Raw genomic sequence first — 19996 nt, forward strand, 5'->3', positions numbered from 1 at the left:
TCAAGACCAAGAAAAATGGTTTAATCTTCTGACTGTCATTCTTTAATGGTAAATCAAAAATCGTAAAACAGAATTATGTCAACATATCAAGTTCCAACAATGGCCGAAATGGCCGCGAAAGGCGAAAGCCCGGAAGTTCTTTTTTGGGTCGGCTGTGCCGGTTCCTTTGATGACCGATACAAGGCGGTAACCCAAGCTTTTGTGAAAATCCTGAATAAAGTCGGGGTGTCTTTTGCTGTTTTGGGTCCGGAGGAAGCCTGTACCGGTGATCCTGCGCGAAGAGCAGGTAATGAGTTCTTGTTCCAAATGCAGGCCGTCGCCAATATCCAAGTCCTCAATGGTTATGAGGTGAAAAAGGTGGTGACTGCCTGTCCCCACTGCTTCAATACCATCAAAAATGAGTATCCTGCCCTAGGAGGAAACTATGAAGTGATTCATCATTCGCAATTTCTCCAGCAGCTGATCAACGAGGGCAAGGTTGCCCTGAAAGGAGGAGGGGAGTTTAAGGGAAAGAAAATCACTTTCCATGATTCCTGTTACCTAGGTCGTGCAAACAATGTCTATGAAGCGCCTCGGGAAGTCATCAAAGCGCTGGATGTGGAATTGGTCGAGATGAAGCGATGCAGGACCAAGGGACTTTGCTGTGGAGCAGGAGGAGCGCAGATGTTTAAAGAGCCGGAGCCCGGAAAGAAAGATGTCAATATTGAGCGGACCGAGGAGGCATTGGCTACGGGAGCGAATGCCATTGCTGTTGGTTGCCCGTTTTGCCTCACTATGATGACCGATGGCGTCAAAAACAAAGTGCGCGAAAATGACGTGCAGGTTTATGACCTGGCTGAAATGATCGCCAAAGACATGGGAATATAAGTCTGATGAAGATTGAATCAATTCGACCCTTTTTGCCGTTAGGTAGAAAGGGTTTTTCTTTGTCAAAAAATCAAATTATGTACGTAGCCTTCCAAAATTTATCAGAATCAAGTCGTGTTTGGGTGTATCAAGCTGACCGAAAACTCAGCGAAAAGGAATTGGAGCTTGCCAAAAGTGAATTGAAAACCTTCTGTGAGGGATGGAATGTGCATGGAAATGGGATTTTGACTTCCTTTGAGATTTTGGAAGATCAGGTGATTGTCTTGGCAGCTGATGAGTCGAGATCTGCTACTAGTGGTTGCTCGATCGATTCTTCGGTTCGTGCCTTGCAGAAACTTGAAAATTTGCTCCAAATCAACCTGACTGATCGGGGAAAAGTAGCCTTCAAATCAGCGAGTAGGATTCAGGTCGCACCTGCGCTTGGGATTAAGTCAAAAGTACAGGAAGGTGAAATAGTTGCTGATACCTGGGTGATCAATCCCTTGATTCAGACCAAGGCAGACCTGGAAAGCCTTTGGATACCTGCCTCAAAAAGTTGGTTGAACAAATATTTTCCAAATTAATTAGTAATATTCAGTCCAGATCATCAATGTCTTATCGAATGAAGAATTATTTTTTTGGAATTTTCCTAATCATGCTATCAATTGGAGGCTGTAAAAGCCTTCAAGAAAAGGGAACAGATCAGTTCCTTTCAGGAGAATACCAGTACGCTATCAATACTTTTTCGCAAATACTGGAGCAAGATACCGCCAATGAGCAAGCCAATGAAGTGATTGCCGAAAGCTATCGGCTTTCCAACAGAATCGAAAACTCCTCTGAGTACTATCAAAAGCTCATCGAAATCGAACCAAGTTTTGAACGTTACTTTTTCTTGGGGCAAAGCCTAAAAGCCCAACAAAAAAATGAGGAAGCAACCGAAGCCTTCGAAAATGCTAAGGCTTACACACAAGATGAAGCATTGCTAGCCAGAACTCAGCGGGAGATTGAGTCTATCAAACTGGCAAACGGGATTGAAAATTACTGGCCTTTCCATGAATTGGTTAATTACCGAGAACTCAATACACCGGGAGATGATTACGCTCCAATTGTGAGTGAGAATTTTCTCTATTTTACCTCAGCCAGACAGGCTTCAGGGATATATGCTGCCACCGGTACGCCATACACCAAACTATTCCGGGCACGCGCTGAAGATCTACGAGTAGATGTGAGCGGGATTCAGGCATTGCCGGAATTTCCGAATGAAGAAGGATTGAATCAAGCTGCGATGGCGATCAGCCCAGATGGGAATACGCTGATTTATTCCAGAGGAAATTCTACCTCTCCACGGGATCTTCCTGAGACAGCACTTTTTGCCTCTTATTTTAGAGGAGGAGGATTTACCTTGCCGATTTGGCTTCCTGTCAATGAGGAAGAGAATTGGTGGAATTCTACTCCCGCCTTCAGTCCAGATGGGGAAGAGCTTTACTTTGCTTCCAATCGTCCCGGAGGTTATGGTGGAATCGATATCTACAAAGCAACCAAGTTGGCGAATGGTGATTTCGGAAATGCTGTGAATTTGGGTCCAAATGTGAATACACCAGGGAACGAACTTTTCCCTAGACCAGCTCCAGATGGAAAGTTTTTCTTTGCCTCAGATGGACATCCAGGTTTTGGAAAATTGGATCTTTTTGTAGCCGAGCAAGATGAAAATGGAAACCAAATCATCAAAAACCTCGGTGAAAATATCAATAGTCAGGCGGATGATTTTGCCATTTTCTTCACCAATTACCCGAAGGAGGGTTTCCTCTCTTCCAATCGCGAAGGAGGTATTGGAAATGATGATATCTACTATTTCGAGGATAAAACACCGAAGCCGAAAATCGTCAACGTTTTACTCAATGTTTTTACCAAACAGCGGGTAGCGGGAGAGCCTGATCAGGTTTTGGATAATACTCGTGTGGTGCTTTATGACGGAAACAATAAGCAGATCGGAGGAGACTTCTCGAATAGCAATGGTCGGGTTAGATTTACCTTGGACCCCCAGTCGAATTATACCATCATCGCCTCCAAAGGCGGATATTTCTCCAAATCTGTTCCATACAATACCTTCGGAAAAACACCGGATCCAGCTACTTTGGTGCAGGACGTAACCAATGTGTCCTTGGATACGACAATCGTTTTGGATCAGTTGATCTTGGAGAAGTCTATCGTGCTTGAAAATATCTACTACGATCTGGATAAAGCCGATATCCGACCGGATGCGGCGAAGGAGTTGGATAAGCTAGTACAAATCCTGAAAGACAATCCTCAGATTCGAATCGAATTGAGTTCGCATACGGATGACAGATCTTCTGATGCCTACAACTTGGAGCTTTCGCAAAGACGTGCCGAGTCAGCGGTGAATTACATGGTTTCTCAGGGAATTGCAGCCGACCGATTGGTAGCCAAGGGCTATGGTGAGACGCAGTTGATCATCGAAAACGCACAGACAGAAGAAGAGCATCAGGTCAATCGAAGAACGGAATTCAAGGTGATTGAGATTAAGGAATGATTTGAGTTGGAAGTAGGAAGGTCTGTGATATACGGTAGAAATACGATAGAAATAAAGCTCGCAAGCGAGCTGAAATAAACTGAAATAACTTCCCGGATTTGGACATATCTCAGCCGAGGAACGAGGCTGTATCTCGGCGCAGCCATATCTTACGAAGCGAAGCGAAATATATTTAGCGAAGCGTATCTCGAGAGGCAAAGCCGACCTTATTTCATCGAACAAAGTGAGAGGTATTTCGCCTTAGGCGTATTTCATACATTCGAGACTGCTTCCTCCTTTGTCGTCGCAGTGACGCTTAGCTTGAAAGTTTTGTCAAAGGCATAAAAAAAATCACGAATACTTTTTCCAAATTTCAGCCTTCTTTTTTTGTCTTTCCCAAAGTGCCTTTGCCAAATCAGAGGCTACCGAATCAGGTTCCGATTGATGAAGGATTTTCTTAAGGGTGTCTTCCGATAAATCAATTCGATAGCAGATATTCAGGAGTTTTTCTAGATCCTTGTCAAGTAGATCACGGACTGCTAAAGTCAAAAGTCTAATTGCCTTTTCCTCATCAAATGCTTCTTTTAATTCGGGCAATTCAAATTGCTTTTGCGCAAGTTGATAGGCAGTATGTAAAACTGGTTCTTGGTCCATGAGACAAAAAAATCAATTCGTCATTGTGATCCTTCGCGGCGGATCACAATGACGAAATTCCATTTATTAAGGCTTAATTTATTCCTTTTCTGTGGTTTCTTCACCCTCTTCGCTAGGTATGAGCACCTCTGGAGCGAATTTTCGGATGATTTTATACCAGCTGATGAGTTTTTTGATGTCAGAGACATACACTCTGGTCTCATCTACCTCCGGAAGGATATGTTTCATAAATGCCCGCAATTCGGCATCATCCGGATTACTGTCAAGTCCTAAATCTCCTTCAAATTCCGCCTCGACTTTCTGCATGACCTGCTGTAGCGGCTCTGCACCTTCTTCGGTCAGGGTGTAGATAGAGATATCGCCTAGGATGGAAACCCGGTGGGAAATACCAGCTACAAGCTTCGCTTTCTTATCATCCAAGCTTTCCAAAATCACTCCCGTACGGGTTGGTTTCAATACTTTAAATAGCCCCGGTTTGCCGGAGACTGTTGCAATTTCTTTAAAATCCATTGGTTTAATTTATCAGTTTGCAAATATAGAATTTGTGTTTATTGGGCTGTACCATTTTCATATTCCTTCACCAGTTCTTCCAGAAAAGCATTGACTTCCTCTTTTCCCATCTGATTTTCGGCACTGGTCACAAAATAGTCAGGCGCTTCCTCAAAAATTTCCTCGGTCTTCTTAAGGAATTTCCGCACATTTTGATCGGTTTTGGTTTTCGAGAGTTTATCAGCTTTTGTAAAAATCAAAGCAGCCGGCACGCCATTGACTCCGCACCAAAGCAGAAATTCCAAATCAATTTTCTGAGGCTCCAAGCGACTATCGATCAAAATAAATACTCCGCAAAGATTCTCTCGCTTGGTCAGGTAGGTTTTGATCATGTTTTCCCAACCTTCCTTGACTTTGACATTGACCTTGGCAAATCCATAGCCAGGTAAATCCACCAAATACCATTGATCATTGATCAGAAAGTGATTGATCAATTGGGTTTTGCCGGGAGTTTGGGAGGTTTTTGCCAATCCTTTTTTATTGGTCAGCATGTTGATCAGGGAGCTCTTTCCCACATTGGATCGGCCAATGAAGGCAATCTCAGCTCGATCAGGCTTGGGGCAGTTGCCCGGATTGGAATTGGAAATGACAAACTCGGCTTTGCGGATCATACTTGTTTATTTGAATACAAAATTAGAAGATAAATCTGAAGGCGCTAAATGCTTTATTGGCTAACAATTTTCCCTTCCTCGGGTTTCTTCAGTAATATTGCGCACCAATTACAGAATTACTGATGTCCGTAGTCCCTTACAAAGATAAAGAAGACCCTAAAAAAGCTCAGGTTGCTGAGATGTTTAACAATATCAGCCCCAAATATGATTTGCTGAATCATGTACTGAGCTTGGGTATTGATATCATTTGGCGAAAGAAAGCCGTAAAAATGCTAAAGGCTGATCAGCCGAAGTTGATTTTGGATATTGCTACCGGTACCGGAGACTTCGCGATTGAAGCTTTGGCGCTGAAACCTGAGAAAATCATCGGGGTAGATATTTCGGAAGGCATGCTCGCTGAGGGAAGAAAAAAAATGAAAAACCGAAAGCTGGATCATATCATCGATTTACAGCTTGGGGATTCGGAAGGATTACTTTTTGAAGATAATAAGTTTGATGCAGTGATCGTTTCCTTTGGTGTCAGAAACTTCGAAAATCTGGAAAAAGGACTGGCAGATATGTATCGAGTGCTGAAGCCGGGCGGAAAAACTGTGATATTGGAATTTAGCAAGCCTAGGTCATTTCCAATGAAACAGGCCTACTCTTTCTACTCCAATGCTGTTTTGCCTCAAATTGGTAAAATTGTATCCAAGGACAATTCTGCTTATACTTATCTTCCCGAATCCGTTCAGGCATTCCCGGATGGACAGGATTTTCTGGCAGTCTTAAACAAAGTAGGATTTCACAGCACCGTATGCAAACCGCTCACTTTTGGTATCAGTTCGATTTACGTAGGAGTAAAATAGGGTTAATCACCCTATTTCTGACTTTTTTAACTTTATCGTCCACCAATGCTCAAGGCTTATTTGGCTTGACAAGTACGTCTGGTTCGGATGATAAGCTTTTATCTTATGGGTTTTTCCTTGCAGGTCATACAAGTACCTATCGATTGAAATATGCGGATCGATTTGTACAAACACCCAATACTGCCGGACAGAATGTGCGTGCTATTTTTCCAAAATATACCCCCGGCTTTTCTTTGGGATTCATAGGAATGCTGCGCTTTCATGACCAAATGCAACTTTTATTCACACCCAAAATCGGGTTTTATGAGTTCAGGACAGAGGTTCAATATTTTTCGGATGATTTGGTGCCGGATATCCCCAATCCAGACGAACCAGTCAGTCCAGCGGTAAATATCAATACCCTCATCAGTGAGTCCACGATGATTGAGTTGCCGCTTCTTTTGAAGTATCGCTCACAGCGATTTAATAATACCCGGATGTATTTTATCGGAGGAGCGAGCTACATGTTCCGTACCAAGACTCAGGACGAGGCAAACTTGGAAGATTTGGTAACTGTGGGGCAGGACTACACCATTGAGTTGGGGATGGGATTTGAGGTGTACTTTCGTTATTTCAAATTTGCCCCTGAGATCCGCTTTTCTCATGGCCTAAACAACCTCTACCAACCCGAAAACACCATTCCTGAAATACGCGATGCCATCTCCAGCATCAAGCGAAAGTCAGTGACGATTTACCTGAATTTTCAATAGTCGGCTTTTCGAAAGTTTTCATTTATCCTAACTTGTCCAAATGGAAAGAAAAATAGCATTAATCACCGGAGCGACCTCCGGAATAGGAAAGGCCTGCGCCTTGATTTTGGCAAAAAACGGCTATGATCTGATCGTGACAGGAAGAAGAACTGATAGATTGGAAGCTTTCAAGCAGGAGGTTCCCAAAGGGGTAGAAGTGCTTCCTTTGACTTTTGATGTTCGGGACAAAGAAGCGGTATTTGATTTATTGGGAAATCTCCCGGATCGATGGAAAGGGATAGCTGTCTTGATCAATAATGCCGGGAATGCCCATGGAATGGATCCGATTCAGACGGGTAGCACCGATGATTGGGATGCCATGATGGATATCAATGTCAAAGGCTTGCTGTATGTGTCCAAGGCCATTATCCCAGGAATGTGCGAACGGAAATCCGGGACTATCATCAACATTGGCTCCATCGCTGGTAAGGAAGTCTATCCAAATGGGAATGTCTATTGTGGCTCCAAGCATGCCGTGGATGCCATCACCAAAGGAATGCGGATCGATCTAAATCCATTTGGAATCAAAGTGATAGGCATTCATCCGGGATTGGTGGAGACAGAGTTTTCGCTGGTTCGATTTAAGGGAGATGGGGATCGGGCCGAAAAAGTCTATCAGGGTTACGAGCCTCTTTTGGCTGAGGATATCGCCGAAATCGTTGAATTTTGTGTGAATAGACCGCCGCATGTGGTTTTGGCTGATATTGTAGTTTTGCCTACTGCACAGGCTTCAGCAACCATGGTCAATAAAAAATCCTGATTAAATGAAATACACATCACTACTTTTTACAGGGCTGGTTTTTGCCTGCAGCACGCCGAAAAGTGATCAAGAGGTCTTTTCCGAGCAACAACGAGAAAACTTGGAGCCGCTGGTTGAAAAGATCGAGGAGCCCATTTCAGAGTTAGAACAAAATCTGATCGACCAAGGTCTGGTCAACTTGGAGGATGTGATCCCCGGAATTCGGGTGGAGCTGAAATATTCCACTGAGGATAACTTTTTCGGTCAGGATGTCTATGGAGATTTGACCAATGCCTACCTACAGCCGGAAGTAGCTGAGATGCTTCGGCAAGCACAGGAAAAACTTCAGTCCGAGCATCCCAATCTTGTCCTTCAGATCTACGATGGAGTTAGACCTCGCTCTGTGCAGCAGATTCTTTGGGATAATCTGGATAAGCCGGATAGCATCAAGCCACTTTATGTCGCTGACCCAAAAGTGGGAAGCCTGCATAATTTTGGTGTAGCGGTTGACCTGACGATTTTCGATACGGCGGCCGATTCAGTTTTGGATATGGGTACAGGCTATGATTTCTTCGGATATGCTGCCTATCCTGACCGAGAGGAGCAAATGCTCCAAGAAGGTGTGATTACGCAGGAGCAGGTTGAAAATCGGGATATTCTCCGTAAAGCGATGAAAGCTGCTGGCTTTATGGGGATTGGCTCGGAATGGTGGCATTTCAACGCCTATTCCCGAAAGGAAGCTGGGGAGAAATTTAAAATTGTGGAGTGATAGTAAAATCTGAATTCAAAGGTTTTCTCTTTTCTTTATCAAATTAATCACAAATAATTCCCCATCAAATGGGAGCAGTGCATGGTTAAAGAAGTAAATCCCGTCAAAGATTGTAGCTGCTAATTCATCCGATTTTTAAAAGGGAATTTTGAGTGGGAATGGCTACTTTTGTCCAGAAGGAAAAAAAGCAATCCCGTGTACAAAACTCTCCTAAAGCCTTTCTTTTTTACAAAACCTGCCGAAGAGGCTCATCATTTCACTGTCAACCTCACACAAAAGACATTCAATTTTCCGGTTTTAGGATCTTTGATTGGAAGTGTTTTCCATTTGGAGGATAAGCGGCTGGAGCGAGAGGTTTTTGGTTTGAAATTCAAAAATCCTGTAGGTCTCGCTGCTGGCTTTGATAAGGATGCCAAACTGATCGATGAGATGGCCATGCTGGGTTTTGGTTTTATTGAAATCGGTACCCTTACGCCAAAACCACAGGAAGGAAACCCGCAACCTAGACTTTTCCGATTGCCGGAAGATGAAGCCTTAATCAATCGCATGGGATTCAATAATGGAGGGGTTTTGGATGCTGTCGAAAGGCTTAAAAAACGAAAATCAGATGTCATCATTGGAGGGAACATCGGCAAAAATAAAGTGACTCCCAATGAAAAAGCGGTGGATGATTACCTCTTTTGCCTAGAGGCACTTCACCCCTATGTGGATTATTTCGTGGTCAATGTAAGCTCTCCAAATACACCTAATTTGCGGGATTTGCAGGAAAAGGAACCTTTGAAAGCCCTTTTGACTGCCGTCAAGTCTGCAAATGATCAAAAAGAACAGCCGAAGCCAATCCTCCTAAAAATCGCTCCCGATTTGACAGAGGGCCAGTTGGACGATATCATTGAAATAGTGGCAGAAACCAAAATAGATGGGGTGATTGCGACGAATACGACCATCGATCGAAGCGGATTGAAAACAGCCCAAAGCGAAGTGGAAGCTATAGGGGCTGGAGGTCTCAGCGGGAAGGTTCTGAAGAATAGAAGCACAGAAGTCATTCGCTATTTGTCCACCAAGTCCAAATCCGCTTTTCCCATCATCGGCGTAGGAGGAGTCTACTCTGCGGAGGATGCCATCGAAAAGCTGGAAGCCGGAGCAAGTTTGGTACAGGTATATTCAGGCATGATTTATGAAGGACCTAGCCTTATCAAACGCATTAAAAAAGGCTTGATCGGTTATTTTTCAGGTAAAAATTCCAAATCAAATCCTGAAACCGTATCTTCCAATTAGTATTGAAACGCGTCTATGCCCAGCAGTTCTACAAAAACCAATACTTTTCGAAAAAAAGGCGAAAAGCCTAAAAAAGCTAAGTCCAGCGCTTCCAAATTGAATTTTTCCTTCGGGAATATCAAAAACTCAAAGCTGGTTCTTGCGCTTGGAATTATCCTGATGTCTTTGGGGATTTTTCTCTTTTTTGCTTTCCTCAGCTATTTGTTGAGCGGCGAAGCTGATCAGAGTTTGGTCATGAATTCTTCAGAAGAATCCACCCGAACGATCGCCCGGGAATCACAAAACTGGCTAGGCTGGCTAGGCGCACAGGCAAGTCACTTACTGATTTACCGATGGTTTGGGGTTGCAGCATTTCTATTTCCACCCTTTCTCTTTATTCTGGGGTTTCGATGGGCTTTTAAGATTAGCCTGATTTCCTTGAATCGCTACCTCACTTTTGCCTTATTCTTCACCTTTTGGCTGGGATTACTGACGGGATATATCGTGATTTTGGTCAAAGGCTACTCCTATTGGAGTTTCCTTTCAGGAGGTTTTGGCTATGAAATGGCCAAGCTTTCGGCAGATTTTCTGAGTTGGGGTACCTTTATTCTGCTTGCTGGTTCTCTGTTGATTTTTGTGATTTTCTTCTTCGATATTGACAAGTTGGATTGGTTCAGCCTGAAAAGCTCCGATCCGGAGGAGTCTATTATTCAGGAGAATGAATTGGTGGAGGAAGATTTGGCGATCAAGCCTCAATCCAAAAATGAAGATCCCTTCGGACTGGAAGAGGATGAGGAAGAAGATTTGATGGATGATGGTTCCTCTTGGACTGTAAAAAATGCAGAGGATGAAAACACGGATGAACTGCCGGAACAAGATGATCTATTCGAGATCAATCAGGTAGATCTTTTGGCAGAAAATACAGATCCAAAGCCCGAAAAACCCTTGGAGGAAAAGCAGTTTTCAGTGACCAAAGCTGAAAGTACAGAGAAGACCGCTGAGGAAGTTGAAAACTTGGATCCTTATGATCCAACCTTGGACTTGCCGAAGTATAAGTACCCTTCCCTTGACCTGCTGAATGAGTACGATCTGCAAAAAGTGACTGTCACCAGGCAGGAATTAGAAGACAATAAAAATAAGATTGTCGAAACGCTTGAAAACTTCAAAATAGGGATTCAGGAAATCAAAGCGACCATCGGGCCGACTGTGACGCTATACGAAATCGTACCTGAGCCAGGGGTAAAAATCTCCAAGATCAAAAATCTCGAAGATGATATCGCTTTGAGTTTGGCAGCCTTGGGAATCCGAATCATTGCGCCTATTCCTGGTAAGGGAACGATCGGTATTGAGGTACCTAATAAAAATCGGGAATTAGTGCCGGCAAGAGCGGTTTTGGGTACAGAGAAATTCATGCGATCCGATAAGGATTTGCCTATTGCTCTTGGGAAAACCATTTCCAATGAGGTCTTTGTTGCTGATTTGGCAAAAATGCCTCACTTGCTGATGGCAGGTGCTACGGGGCAGGGTAAGTCAGTGGGTCTCAATATGATTTTGGCTTCCTTGATATATAAAAAGCATCCGGCGCAGTTGAAGTTTGTCTTAGTCGATCCTAAAAAGGTGGAGCTTTCCCTTTTCAATAAAATCGAGAGACACTTTCTGGCCAAGCTTCCTGGTTCGGAAGAGGCCATCATCACGGATACCAAAAAAGTAATCTACACGCTCAATTCCCTCTGTATCGAGATGGACAATCGATACAATTTGCTCAAAGATGCTGGCGCTCGAAATCTCAAAGAATACAATGCCAAATTCATCGCCCGCAAGTTGAATCCAGAAAAGGGGCACAAATTTATGCCCTACATAGTCTTGGTAATTGATGAGTTGGCGGATTTGATGATGACGGCAGGGAAGGAGATCGAAGGTCCAATTGCCCGATTGGCACAACTGGCGCGGGCTATTGGTATTCACCTTGTAGTCGCAACGCAAAGACCATCTGTCAATGTGATCACGGGTATCATCAAGGCTAATTTCCCTGCCAGGCTTTCTTTCCGGGTTACTTCCAAAATTGACTCGAGAACCATTCTGGACGGCGGAGGAGCAGATCAGCTGATCGGTATGGGAGATATGTTGCTGTCGCAGGGCTCAGAGATGATCCGACTGCAATGTGCATTTTTGGATACTCCTGAAGTGGACGCTATTTGCGATTGGATAGGGGAGCAAAATGGCTATCCAGATGCGTACTTATTGCCCGAATTTGAGGGTGAGGAAAGTGAAAGTGGCATTGGTGAAATCGATTTGGCAGATAGGGATCCACTTTTTGATGATGCAGCAAGGTTGATTGTACTTCATCAGCAGGGTAGTACTTCGCTGATCCAGCGTAAGATGAAGCTTGGGTATAATCGGGCCGGCCGTATCGTTGACCAGCTTGAGGCCGCAGGAATCGTTGGTCCATTTGAAGGCTCCAAGGCTCGGGAAGTTCTTATCCAAGATGAAGCTAGTTTGGAACAGTTATTGAATAGTTTGTAGTCGCCGTAAATTCATCCCCATTCGGCTACAGATTATGAAAAAAAATATTCTCTTTCTTAGTTTTTTTTGCCTGATGTTAATTGGTTTTCAGGCGCTTGCGCAAAAAGATCCAAATGCCAAATCGGTCCTCGATGCCATGAGTCAGAAGTTCCAGGCCATGAATGGTTTTACAGCAGAATTTGACTTTACGTATCAGGACGGAAGCGGAAGCTCGGATAGACAAAGCGGGGAAGTGGCCGTCAAAGGTGAGCAATACCGACTGAAGCTTCCTGAGCAAGAAATTTTCAATGATGGAAAGACCGTGTGGACATTTATTCAGGCGGACGGATATCGTGAGGTGACTATCAACGACGTCAGTCAGATGGAAGGTGAACTTACCCCGTCCAATATCTATCGGATGTATGAGTCTGGATTTGAATACAAGCTTTTAGCAGAAAAAACCTATCAGGGTAAGAAAGTTCAGGTTGTCGAATTGAACGCTAAGAGTGCAGATGCTCCTTTTGCTCAGGTGAAATTGATGATTGATAAGGGGAGCAAGGATTTGCTAGGTTGGGAAATGTTTGATGGACAGGGAGGAATGTATTCTTATTCTTTCAAAAACCTGAAGGCCAATGCCGACCTTCCTCCGACCTACTTTGCCTTCGACACTAAGAAATACCCCGGTATCGAGGTGATTGATTTGAGGTAGGTTTTTCAGGTCCGATGCTTCCTGAAAACTGGAGACTGTTGTAGCTTTTTTTTCTTTTAATGCTGTTCCCATGACTTTAATTAGGAGATCTAAAATCAGGAACAAATTTTTTGGAAAAGACAATGATTCGAATTGTACTGGAAACTTTGGAGGATAGAGGCCCTGCGGGATTTTCGGTTTTGGAGTGTTTTGCTAACCCGTTAAGAAAATGACTTAGTCCCGAGCTTGTCTCGGGAATCCAGTCATTTTTAGGGTTGCAAAGCAGGACAAAATTCCGCTGTATACTAATGGTAAGAGTACAGAAAAACTCTTCCAGCGGAAAGAAAAGACCGGGGCCAAGACTTTTGGATACTTTTGGTCTTCAAAAGTATCGAAGAAGAAAGGAGTCGGATATCATAAGAAAGGTTAGAAATGGATTAGGGTTAATTCAATTCTTATCCCTTTTTGGGGAGTAAATTTTCTTCATTCTGGTTACTCATTCCAAAACAAAACGATCTGATTCTACTAAATTTTTAAATCTAAAGACCAAGATTGTATTGAGATACAAATATCAAAAAGTAAAGTTTTGGGTTGTTCACTTGTTATTTTTGGGACAAAACCCTTTTTGATTTTCTAATGCAAGAAGTGGATATCTAATTTTCTAAAGCAAACCTTAAAGAAAAAGAGGCTTTTGCTCTACTTCCAGATTGGCCCAATGGAGCCAGTTTTGAATAATTTCCAATCCGTATTCTGTCAGTAGTGCTTCAGGATGGTATTGAATTCCAAAGATCGGAAGGTAGGTATGCGCCATGGCCATTATTTCACCCGCTTTTGTTTTTAAAAGGGGAGAAAGCGCCTCCGGCAAATCACTCAATTGCAATGAATGATAACGGGTAACGGAAAATTCATCAGGAAGTCCATCCAGACAAGGGTGACTTTGGTTTCGAAAAACCCTTCTGACTTTTCCGTGGGTGGGTTGATCATTTTTGATAAGCTTGGCTTCAAAAAACTCACCAATTGCCTGATGACCTAAGCATACGCCAAGAATGGGTTTCGTCTGATGAAAGGTCTCCAGTATTTGCATCAAATTCCCTGAGGTAGCAGGTCTTCCAGGTCCCGGAGATAGAATCAAACCGTCAAAGGATAAGTCCTGCAAAGACTCGACGGAAACATCATTTCTGACAATTTTTAATTCCGGTCCAGTCTGAAGAATCAGATCAGCCAACATGTGACTGAATGAGTCAAAATTATCAATTAATAGCAGCATCTTTTACCTTCTCCACGAGCTCTTCAAACTTACTTTTGGTGGAATTGACGGAAGGAAAAATCGGTTCCACTGCATCGATTACCGCAGGAGCAAGCGGTTCCACATAGCCAATAAGCTCTGATTCTCTTTCCCACTTTTTGGGTAGGTCCAAGTCAAATTCGTTGGTGAACCATAAAAAGAGGCTCAAGAAAAACCCAGCTTTCAGTATGCCGAAAAGTACTCCTCCCATTTTGTCAAAAGAGCCCAAAATGGTCAAATCCATGATTTTTTTCAGGATCCATCCTACGCCATTGATCAATAAAATACTCAGAATGAAAATGATCAAAAAGCCCAATATCGGATAGGCAAGATTGATGGAATCTACATTTTCACCAAGCCATTCGGCAGCAGGCTCCATGAAATAAAAGCCTAAAATGAGGGCTACCACAAAACTGACCAAACCCAGAATACCGAGCAGAAAGCCTTTTTTGTAGCCCTCATAAGCTCCTAGGGCTAGGAGCAAGATGATGACAATATCTACAAGAGATTTGATCTCCAAGTTTTAGGAATTCAATAGTGCTTTTACTTGATCAGCAATAGCCTTGCCATCTGCTTTCCCGGCCAATTCTTTACTGGCCATTCCCATCACTTTACCCATGTCCTTCATTCCTGAAGCACCTGTTTTACTGATGATCGCTTGGATGGCGGCTTGGATTTCTTCAGGAGAAAGAGCCTTTGGCAAAAACTCTTGAATCACCGAAAGCTCGGCCATCTCTACCTCGTGAAGGTCCATTCTTCCCTGCTGCTCATAAATGTCCGCGGAATCCTTTCGCTGCTTAGCTGCCTTTGTCAGCAACTTCATCTCATCTTCTGCAGATATTTCTCCCTTGGCTCCGCCTTTGGTTTCTTCCAAAAGAATCATGGACTTAAGGGCTCTTAAAGCGGTCAACCGACTTTTATTTTTAGCCAGCATGGCAGATTTAATTTCACTTTCTATCTTTTGCTTCAAACTCATCGGTACTCAGTTTATGTTATAACTTTGTTCTAGAGACAAAATTACCCTTTTCGGGCTTTATATGACCAAATTAAGTGTAAATATCAATAAGATCGCAACTCTTCGGAATGCAAGAGGTGCAAATAACCCAAATGTAGTCCAAGTAGCAAAAGATGCCGAGCGCTTTGGGGCTGAGGGAATTACCGTTCACCCCCGCCCAGATGAGCGTCATATCCGCTATCAAGATGTATTGGACCTGTCCGAGGTGGTTACCACGGAGTTCAATATCGAAGGATACCCGGACAAGCGCTACCTAGAATTGGTCAGAAGGGTGAAACCTGCGCAGGCTACCTTGGTTCCGGATCCGCCGGAAGCGATCACCTCCAATACAGGATGGGATACCATTACTTATCAAAGCATGCTCAAGGACATCGTGGCAGAATTGAAGGAGTCCGGCTGCCGTGTATCGATCTTTATCAATCCAGAAGAAAAATACTTTGAGCCGGCAAAAATGACCGGGACAGATCGGGTGGAGCTTTACACCGAGCCTTATGCCGCGCACTACCATCAGGATAGAGAGAAGGCGGTTGCACCTTATGTCAAAGTATCAGAGTTAGCCAAAGAATTGGGACTGGGCCTGAATGCAGGGCATGATTTGGATTTGCATAATCTGGCATTTTTGAAGTATAAAATCCCGTATTTGGACGAGGTGTCAATCGGTCATGCGTTAGTATGTGATGCCTTGTATTTTGGTCTGGAAAATACAATTCAGATGTATCGAAGAAGGCTGGAGATGCCTGGGGATTGCCTTTGATAAAAAAAGCTAGGCCCAAAATCTAATTTTGGGCTTAGTTTTGCAAAAGCACTCTGAAGTCTTGAAAAAAAACTCTGATCAATTTTTACTTTTCCTAGGGATCATTCTGATCTCTATTAACCTCCGCACAAGTATTGCCTCGGTAGGTCCATTGATCCCCTTTATCCGAGAGGATTTAGATATTTCCAATGGTCTTGCAGGCTCCTTGACTACGCTGACCTTGATCACATTTGCCATATTTTCGATCTTTTCTCCGAAGATTGGCAAGCGGTTGGGTAATGGTCGGGCAATTTTTCTAGGGATTTTCCTTCTATCCATTGGTGTAGTTGTCCGGGTTTTGGGTGGAGTTGAGATTTTATTTATCGGGACAGCCCTGACTGGTGTAGGAATAGTCATCGCCAATGTCTTGATGATACCGTTTTTTAAGGCTCATTTGCCAGAGAAGCTCGGCCTGCTAACTGCAATTCTCTCTACCGGAATGTCTCTCTTTGCTGCAATAGCTTCCGGGATCAGCGTGCCTTTGGCTGTTGATCTGGGTTGGGGCTGGAGAGGATCACTCGCTTTTTGGGTTGTATTTATGCTACTTGCTTTGGCGGTGTGGTTTCCTCAGGCAAAAGCCAAGCCTATCAAAAATAAAGGAGAAGGGCAGGCCGGTAAAAATGTATGGAAGTCCCGTTTGGCCTGGCAGGTGACGCTTTTTATGGGCGCTCAATCGGTTATGTATTTCACCATGGTAACTTGGCTTCCCGATATGTTGATTTCTAAAGGAATGAGTCCTGTAAAGGCTGGTATTGCATTGTCATACATGCAACTCATCTCTTTAATTGGGACCTTTTTCGCTCCATCTTTTCTTATGAAACTCAGGCAGCAGCATATGGTGATTCTCGGTGTATCGCTTGGCTACTTGCTAGGCTATCTTTTGCTTTTTTCATCGCAAGAGTGGGTGCTTTTTGTAGCTATGACCATCATTGGCATAGGTAGCGGGGCAAGCCTCAGTATTGCTTACACTTTGATATCGCTTCGAACGGCCGAAGATCAGACTACTTCCAATCTTTCAGGGATGGTACAGTCTGCAGGCTATGTTCTTGCGGCATTGGGTCCCATGCTCTTTGGAATTTCTCTTGATTTGGTGGGGAATTGGGATTTCCTGATCTGGTTTTTGCTTGCCATGACCATTCAATTTTTGTTTTTTGGTTGGAGTGCTGGAAAGGATCAGAAAATCTGAGATAGCTTTCGCGCAAGCAAGAAGATTAATATCCTTAATTTTGGGTCAAAATTAGACCGCTATGCAAGAATTTTTCACCGACCTGGGTATCTCTGAAAACCTCTTTAATTATTTCATCATGCCTGCGCTTATTTTCATTGCGCGTGTAGGGGATGTTTCGATTAATACCCTTCGAATCATGTTTATGATGAATGGGAAGAAGAATGTGGCTCCTATTTTGGGTTTTTTTGAAGCGCTTATTTGGCTATTGGCGATTGGTCAGATTTTTCAAAATATCGATAATCCTGTTTCCTATATAGCCTATGCCGGTGGATTTGGAATGGGAACTTATGTAGGAATGCGTTTTGATGAAAAACTTGCACTGGGACGGGTACTCGTACGGGTCATCACTCCGAAGCCCCTTCCCGAACTGATCGAGTACATGAAAGAGCGAGACTATCGATTTACCAGTGTGGGTGCGGAAGGTAGATATGGAAAAGTGAATCTTCTTTTTACAGTCATGAAGAGAGACTCTCTTCAATCCTTTGTGGACAAAGTCAAATCTCTCGATGAGAAGGCATTCTACACCATTGAAAGCGTAAAACGAATTTCCGAGGACGATCTGAATGTCATGGAGGATAAGCCTCGCTTCAAAATCTGGCTTGGTAGAAAAGCTCGAATTTAATGCCTAATACCTGGTTTCAATTTCAGCAATTCCGAGTCAATCAGGACCGCTGTGGAATGAAAGTCTCCACCGATGCGGTGCTTTTGGGTGCGCTGGCGCAGGCAAAGAGCCCAAAACGAATATTGGATATTGGAACTGGAACAGGCGTCATTGCGCTGATGATGGCGCAGCGATTTTCAAATGCAAATATTACGGCAGTAGAATTAGATTCTGACGCTGCCAGTCAGGCGAGCGAGAATTTTGAGGAAAGTGATTTTTCACCCCGTTTGGAACTGGTCCATGGGGGAGTTCAGGACTATGATTCCTCTAGAAAATTTGACTTGGTAGTCAGCAATCCCCCTTATTTTTCCAATCACCTACCTACCACCAATCTCAAAAGGCAGCGTGCACTTCACACGGATAGTCTATCTTTTCAGGAGTTGGTAGAGGCTGTGGAAAGAAACTTGTCAGCCGATGGTGAATTTTGGGTTATTCTTCCTCCCAAAGAATCTGCTGGTTTGGAAGAAATGCTTTGCAATAAGGGTTTTCATTGCAGTACTTCTATTTTAATACAGGATAATCCAAAGCTTAAATTTCATCGAATAGTTTCTTCTTTTTCAAGGCATCAAGAGGAAAAGCAAGTAGAGGAAATTGCTTTAAAAAATGAGGAAGGGAGTTTCTCAGAGACCTATAAAAAATTAATTTCTGGCTTTTTACTCGGATACTGAATTAAAAACCTGCCTTCTGCTCGCTGTAGCAAATTAGATTTTGAATTCGTAGTTGGATAAAGTATGTATTTCTCTATTTTTGAGATTTAAAAGACTACCACAAATGTTAAAATTTCGGTTCTTGAGCTTAGTTTTTATGCTCATGTGTATTCTTTCTTGTACCGAGGAGGACCCTGAAGTAATCCTCGTTACTACGGAGGAAGTATTATTTGCAAGCGGTGATGAGATCCGCTTATTAGGCCGAGTAATCAGTAATCAGGAGATCTCTCTAGTAGATCATGGCTTTTACGTCTCAGAGGATGCGTCATTTTCAAGCCCTGCGATCGTTTCACTGGGAGAAAAAGATGGTCCCGGCAGATTTATCGGTCAATTGACCGGCTTGAGAGTTGGGAGACCTTATTTCGCGAAAGCATTCATGGACAGAGGAGCTGAGATTGAATTTGGGAATGTCCTAGAGCTCTCCACTTTAGAGCCTGCGATTATCGAATTTTCTCCAAAGTTCGGTGCCGTGGGTGAGGAGATTTTGATAGAAGGAAGGAATTTTGGTGCAGATACTCGCGTGTTTTTTGGAGGGCAAGAGGCACAAGTGATTGAAAATACACTTCAGAGTAGACTTCGGGTTCGTGTACCCATTCCAGAAGGAAACCGCACTGTCCGAATTAGAGTAGTCGTTCAGGATCGTGAAGTATCACTTCCCGAAAGTTTTGAATATCAGATAGGCACTTACGAGAAGATTGGTACATTTCCTGAATCCATCCGGGTTTACGACAATGTTTTCTTCCAGGATGGACCGAATAGGTTTTTCATTGGCCTAGGTTCCGAGCGGAGATTGGTGTTTTTACCTGGTTTCCAGCGGTATGACCTATCTTCATCCACTTGGCAAGAGGTAGCTTTTCCGGGAGCCAGTCGATCCTTTGCCTTTTCCACTGATCATTACATTGGAGGAGGACTGAGCCAGTTGGGCTCCAACCCCTTCGTTTATGAAGGAAGTTTTTGGGGCTATGAAAACGGCGCTTTTACCCAATTGCCGGATTTGCCTTTCTTGAGCAGGGATGCCATTGCATTTGAGCTGGGAGAGGATTTGTATGTTCTTGGTAAAAATCCTGACACCACGAAATTTTTCTTCCGCTTTGACAAATCTGAGATGCGATGGGAGCTTTTACCCACTCCTGAGCAAGAATTCACTCGGAATGATGCTGTGTTTACCTACCAGGGAAATGCTTATTTGATTGATTCCTTGGACGGTACAATCTGGCGATACAATCCAAATTTAGGTGCTTGGGATGTTATTGGGACATATCCTGGCTCTTTGGGAAATGGAAGAGGAATGGCGAGGGTAATTGGCGATAAGGCCTTTATTGGACTCTTTGAGCGGTCAGATCAAGTATTTGAGTTGGATTTGAACAGTTTTAGCTGGAAGCCGAAAAACCCTATGCCGGGTCTCCCTCAGAGTGTCATTGTGGGACATTTCGTCAGTGGCGAATCCTTGTATATCATGAGGGTGCCCGATATTACGCTGGCAGGGCAGTTCCCAATGGATTTTTATCGATTTGACCCGGATGGTATTTAAA

General features: G+C 43.5%; 21 protein-coding genes. 15 read left to right on the forward strand and 6 right to left on the reverse strand.

Annotation, left to right across the window (positions count from 1 at the left end):
• Positions 1-75: 75 nt before the first annotated feature.
• The 3 genes from CDH51_RS14745 (at position 76) to CDH51_RS14755 (ending at position 3397) form a co-directional block, all read left to right on the forward strand.
• On the forward strand, positions 76-867 hold the full coding sequence (locus CDH51_RS14745) for a (Fe-S)-binding protein (protein WP_100629252.1): 792 nt from the start codon (positions 76-78) through the stop codon (positions 865-867).
• A 77-nt stretch (positions 868-944) separates the two neighbouring features.
• Positions 945-1430, forward strand: coding sequence for a hypothetical protein (locus CDH51_RS14750; protein WP_100629253.1), 486 nt, complete (start codon positions 945-947; stop codon positions 1428-1430).
• 38 nt (positions 1431-1468) lie between these two features.
• Entirely contained in the window at positions 1469-3397 is a 1929-nt protein-coding gene (locus CDH51_RS14755) for an OmpA family protein (protein WP_100629462.1), read from the forward strand.
• Between the two features lie 330 nt (positions 3398-3727).
• On the opposite strand, the gene CDH51_RS14760 is transcribed toward CDH51_RS14755, so the two are convergent.
• The 3 genes from CDH51_RS14760 to yihA form a co-directional block, all read right to left on the reverse strand.
• Positions 3728-4030, reverse strand: a complete 303-nt coding sequence (locus CDH51_RS14760) for a hypothetical protein (protein ID WP_100629254.1) — start codon at positions 4028-4030, stop codon at positions 3728-3730.
• 78 nt (positions 4031-4108) lie between these two features.
• On the reverse strand, positions 4109-4540 hold the full coding sequence (locus CDH51_RS14765; protein ID WP_100629255.1) for a DUF5606 family protein: 432 nt from the start codon (positions 4538-4540) through the stop codon (positions 4109-4111).
• Positions 4541-4578: 38 nt separating this feature from the next.
• Positions 4579-5190, reverse strand: coding sequence for a ribosome biogenesis GTP-binding protein YihA/YsxC (gene yihA, locus CDH51_RS14770; RefSeq protein WP_100629256.1), 612 nt, complete (start codon positions 5188-5190; stop codon positions 4579-4581).
• Between the two features lie 122 nt (positions 5191-5312).
• Between yihA and ubiE the strand changes: the two genes are divergently transcribed.
• From ubiE to CDH51_RS14805, 7 genes are all read left to right on the forward strand, one after another.
• Positions 5313-6035: a bifunctional demethylmenaquinone methyltransferase/2-methoxy-6-polyprenyl-1,4-benzoquinol methylase UbiE gene (ubiE, locus tag CDH51_RS14775; RefSeq protein WP_026947789.1), complete on the forward strand. Its 723-nt coding sequence runs from the start codon at positions 5313-5315 to the stop codon at positions 6033-6035.
• A complete protein-coding gene (gene porT / locus CDH51_RS14780; RefSeq protein ID WP_100629257.1) occupies positions 5984-6784 on the forward strand; it encodes a type IX secretion/gliding motility protein PorT/SprT in 801 nt (266 codons plus the stop codon). Before ubiE ends, porT begins: the two co-directional genes overlap by 52 nt.
• Positions 6785-6824: 40 nt before the next feature.
• Complete coding sequence (locus CDH51_RS14785) at positions 6825-7583, forward strand: SDR family NAD(P)-dependent oxidoreductase (protein WP_100629258.1); 759 nt, start codon at positions 6825-6827, stop codon at positions 7581-7583.
• A gap of 4 nt (positions 7584-7587) precedes the next feature.
• The gene (locus tag CDH51_RS14790; protein WP_100629259.1) at positions 7588-8331 is read left to right on the forward strand and encodes a M15 family metallopeptidase; all 744 of its coding nucleotides are present in this window, start codon (positions 7588-7590) and stop codon (positions 8329-8331) included.
• Positions 8332-8526: 195 nt separating this feature from the next.
• A complete protein-coding gene (locus tag CDH51_RS14795; protein WP_100629463.1) occupies positions 8527-9606 on the forward strand; it encodes a quinone-dependent dihydroorotate dehydrogenase in 1080 nt (359 codons plus the stop codon).
• Between the two features lie 15 nt (positions 9607-9621).
• Complete coding sequence (locus CDH51_RS14800; protein ID WP_100629260.1) at positions 9622-12108, forward strand: FtsK/SpoIIIE family DNA translocase; 2487 nt, start codon at positions 9622-9624, stop codon at positions 12106-12108.
• Between the two features lie 73 nt (positions 12109-12181).
• On the forward strand, positions 12182-12796 hold the full coding sequence (locus tag CDH51_RS14805) for a LolA family protein (RefSeq protein ID WP_262494520.1): 615 nt from the start codon (positions 12182-12184) through the stop codon (positions 12794-12796).
• Positions 12797-13448: 652 nt separating this feature from the next.
• Here the strand turns inward: CDH51_RS14805 and CDH51_RS14810 are convergent.
• The 3 genes from CDH51_RS14810 to CDH51_RS14820 are packed head-to-tail and all read right to left on the reverse strand — an operon-like array spanning position 13449 to position 15036.
• Positions 13449-14042 carry an anthranilate synthase component II gene (locus tag CDH51_RS14810; protein WP_100629262.1) on the reverse strand — a complete coding sequence of 198 codons (594 nt, stop codon included), beginning with the start codon at positions 14040-14042 and terminating at the stop codon, positions 13449-13451.
• A complete protein-coding gene (locus CDH51_RS14815; protein WP_100629263.1) occupies positions 14026-14580 on the reverse strand; it encodes a CvpA family protein in 555 nt (184 codons plus the stop codon). The genes CDH51_RS14810 and CDH51_RS14815 overlap by 17 nt, the downstream gene beginning before the upstream one ends.
• A 3-nt stretch (positions 14581-14583) precedes the next feature.
• Positions 14584-15036, reverse strand: coding sequence for a GatB/YqeY domain-containing protein (locus CDH51_RS14820; RefSeq protein ID WP_026947799.1), 453 nt, complete (start codon positions 15034-15036; stop codon positions 14584-14586).
• 61 nt (positions 15037-15097) lie between these two features.
• Here CDH51_RS14820 and CDH51_RS14825 point away from each other — a divergent pair, with 61 nt between their 5' ends.
• The 5 genes from CDH51_RS14825 (at position 15098) to CDH51_RS14845 (ending at position 19995) form a co-directional block, all read left to right on the forward strand.
• The gene (locus CDH51_RS14825) at positions 15098-15829 is read left to right on the forward strand and encodes a pyridoxine 5'-phosphate synthase (RefSeq protein WP_100629264.1); all 732 of its coding nucleotides are present in this window, start codon (positions 15098-15100) and stop codon (positions 15827-15829) included.
• Between the two features lie 61 nt (positions 15830-15890).
• Complete coding sequence (locus CDH51_RS14830; protein ID WP_100629464.1) at positions 15891-17054, forward strand: CynX/NimT family MFS transporter; 1164 nt, start codon at positions 15891-15893, stop codon at positions 17052-17054.
• Between the two features lie 61 nt (positions 17055-17115).
• On the forward strand, positions 17116-17718 hold the full coding sequence (locus CDH51_RS14835; RefSeq protein WP_100629265.1) for a DUF2179 domain-containing protein: 603 nt from the start codon (positions 17116-17118) through the stop codon (positions 17716-17718).
• Entirely contained in the window at positions 17718-18425 is a 708-nt protein-coding gene (locus tag CDH51_RS14840) for a tRNA1(Val) (adenine(37)-N6)-methyltransferase (protein WP_100629266.1), read from the forward strand. Before CDH51_RS14835 ends, CDH51_RS14840 begins: the two co-directional genes overlap by 1 nt.
• 121 nt (positions 18426-18546) lie before the next feature.
• The gene (locus tag CDH51_RS14845; RefSeq protein ID WP_157807125.1) at positions 18547-19995 is read left to right on the forward strand and encodes an IPT/TIG domain-containing protein; all 1449 of its coding nucleotides are present in this window, start codon (positions 18547-18549) and stop codon (positions 19993-19995) included.
• The last annotated feature ends 1 nt before the right edge of the window (position 19996 follow it).

It is taken from the genome of Algoriphagus formosus, from assembly GCF_002807035.1.
Classification (GTDB): domain Bacteria; phylum Bacteroidota; class Bacteroidia; order Cytophagales; family Cyclobacteriaceae; genus Algoriphagus; species Algoriphagus formosus.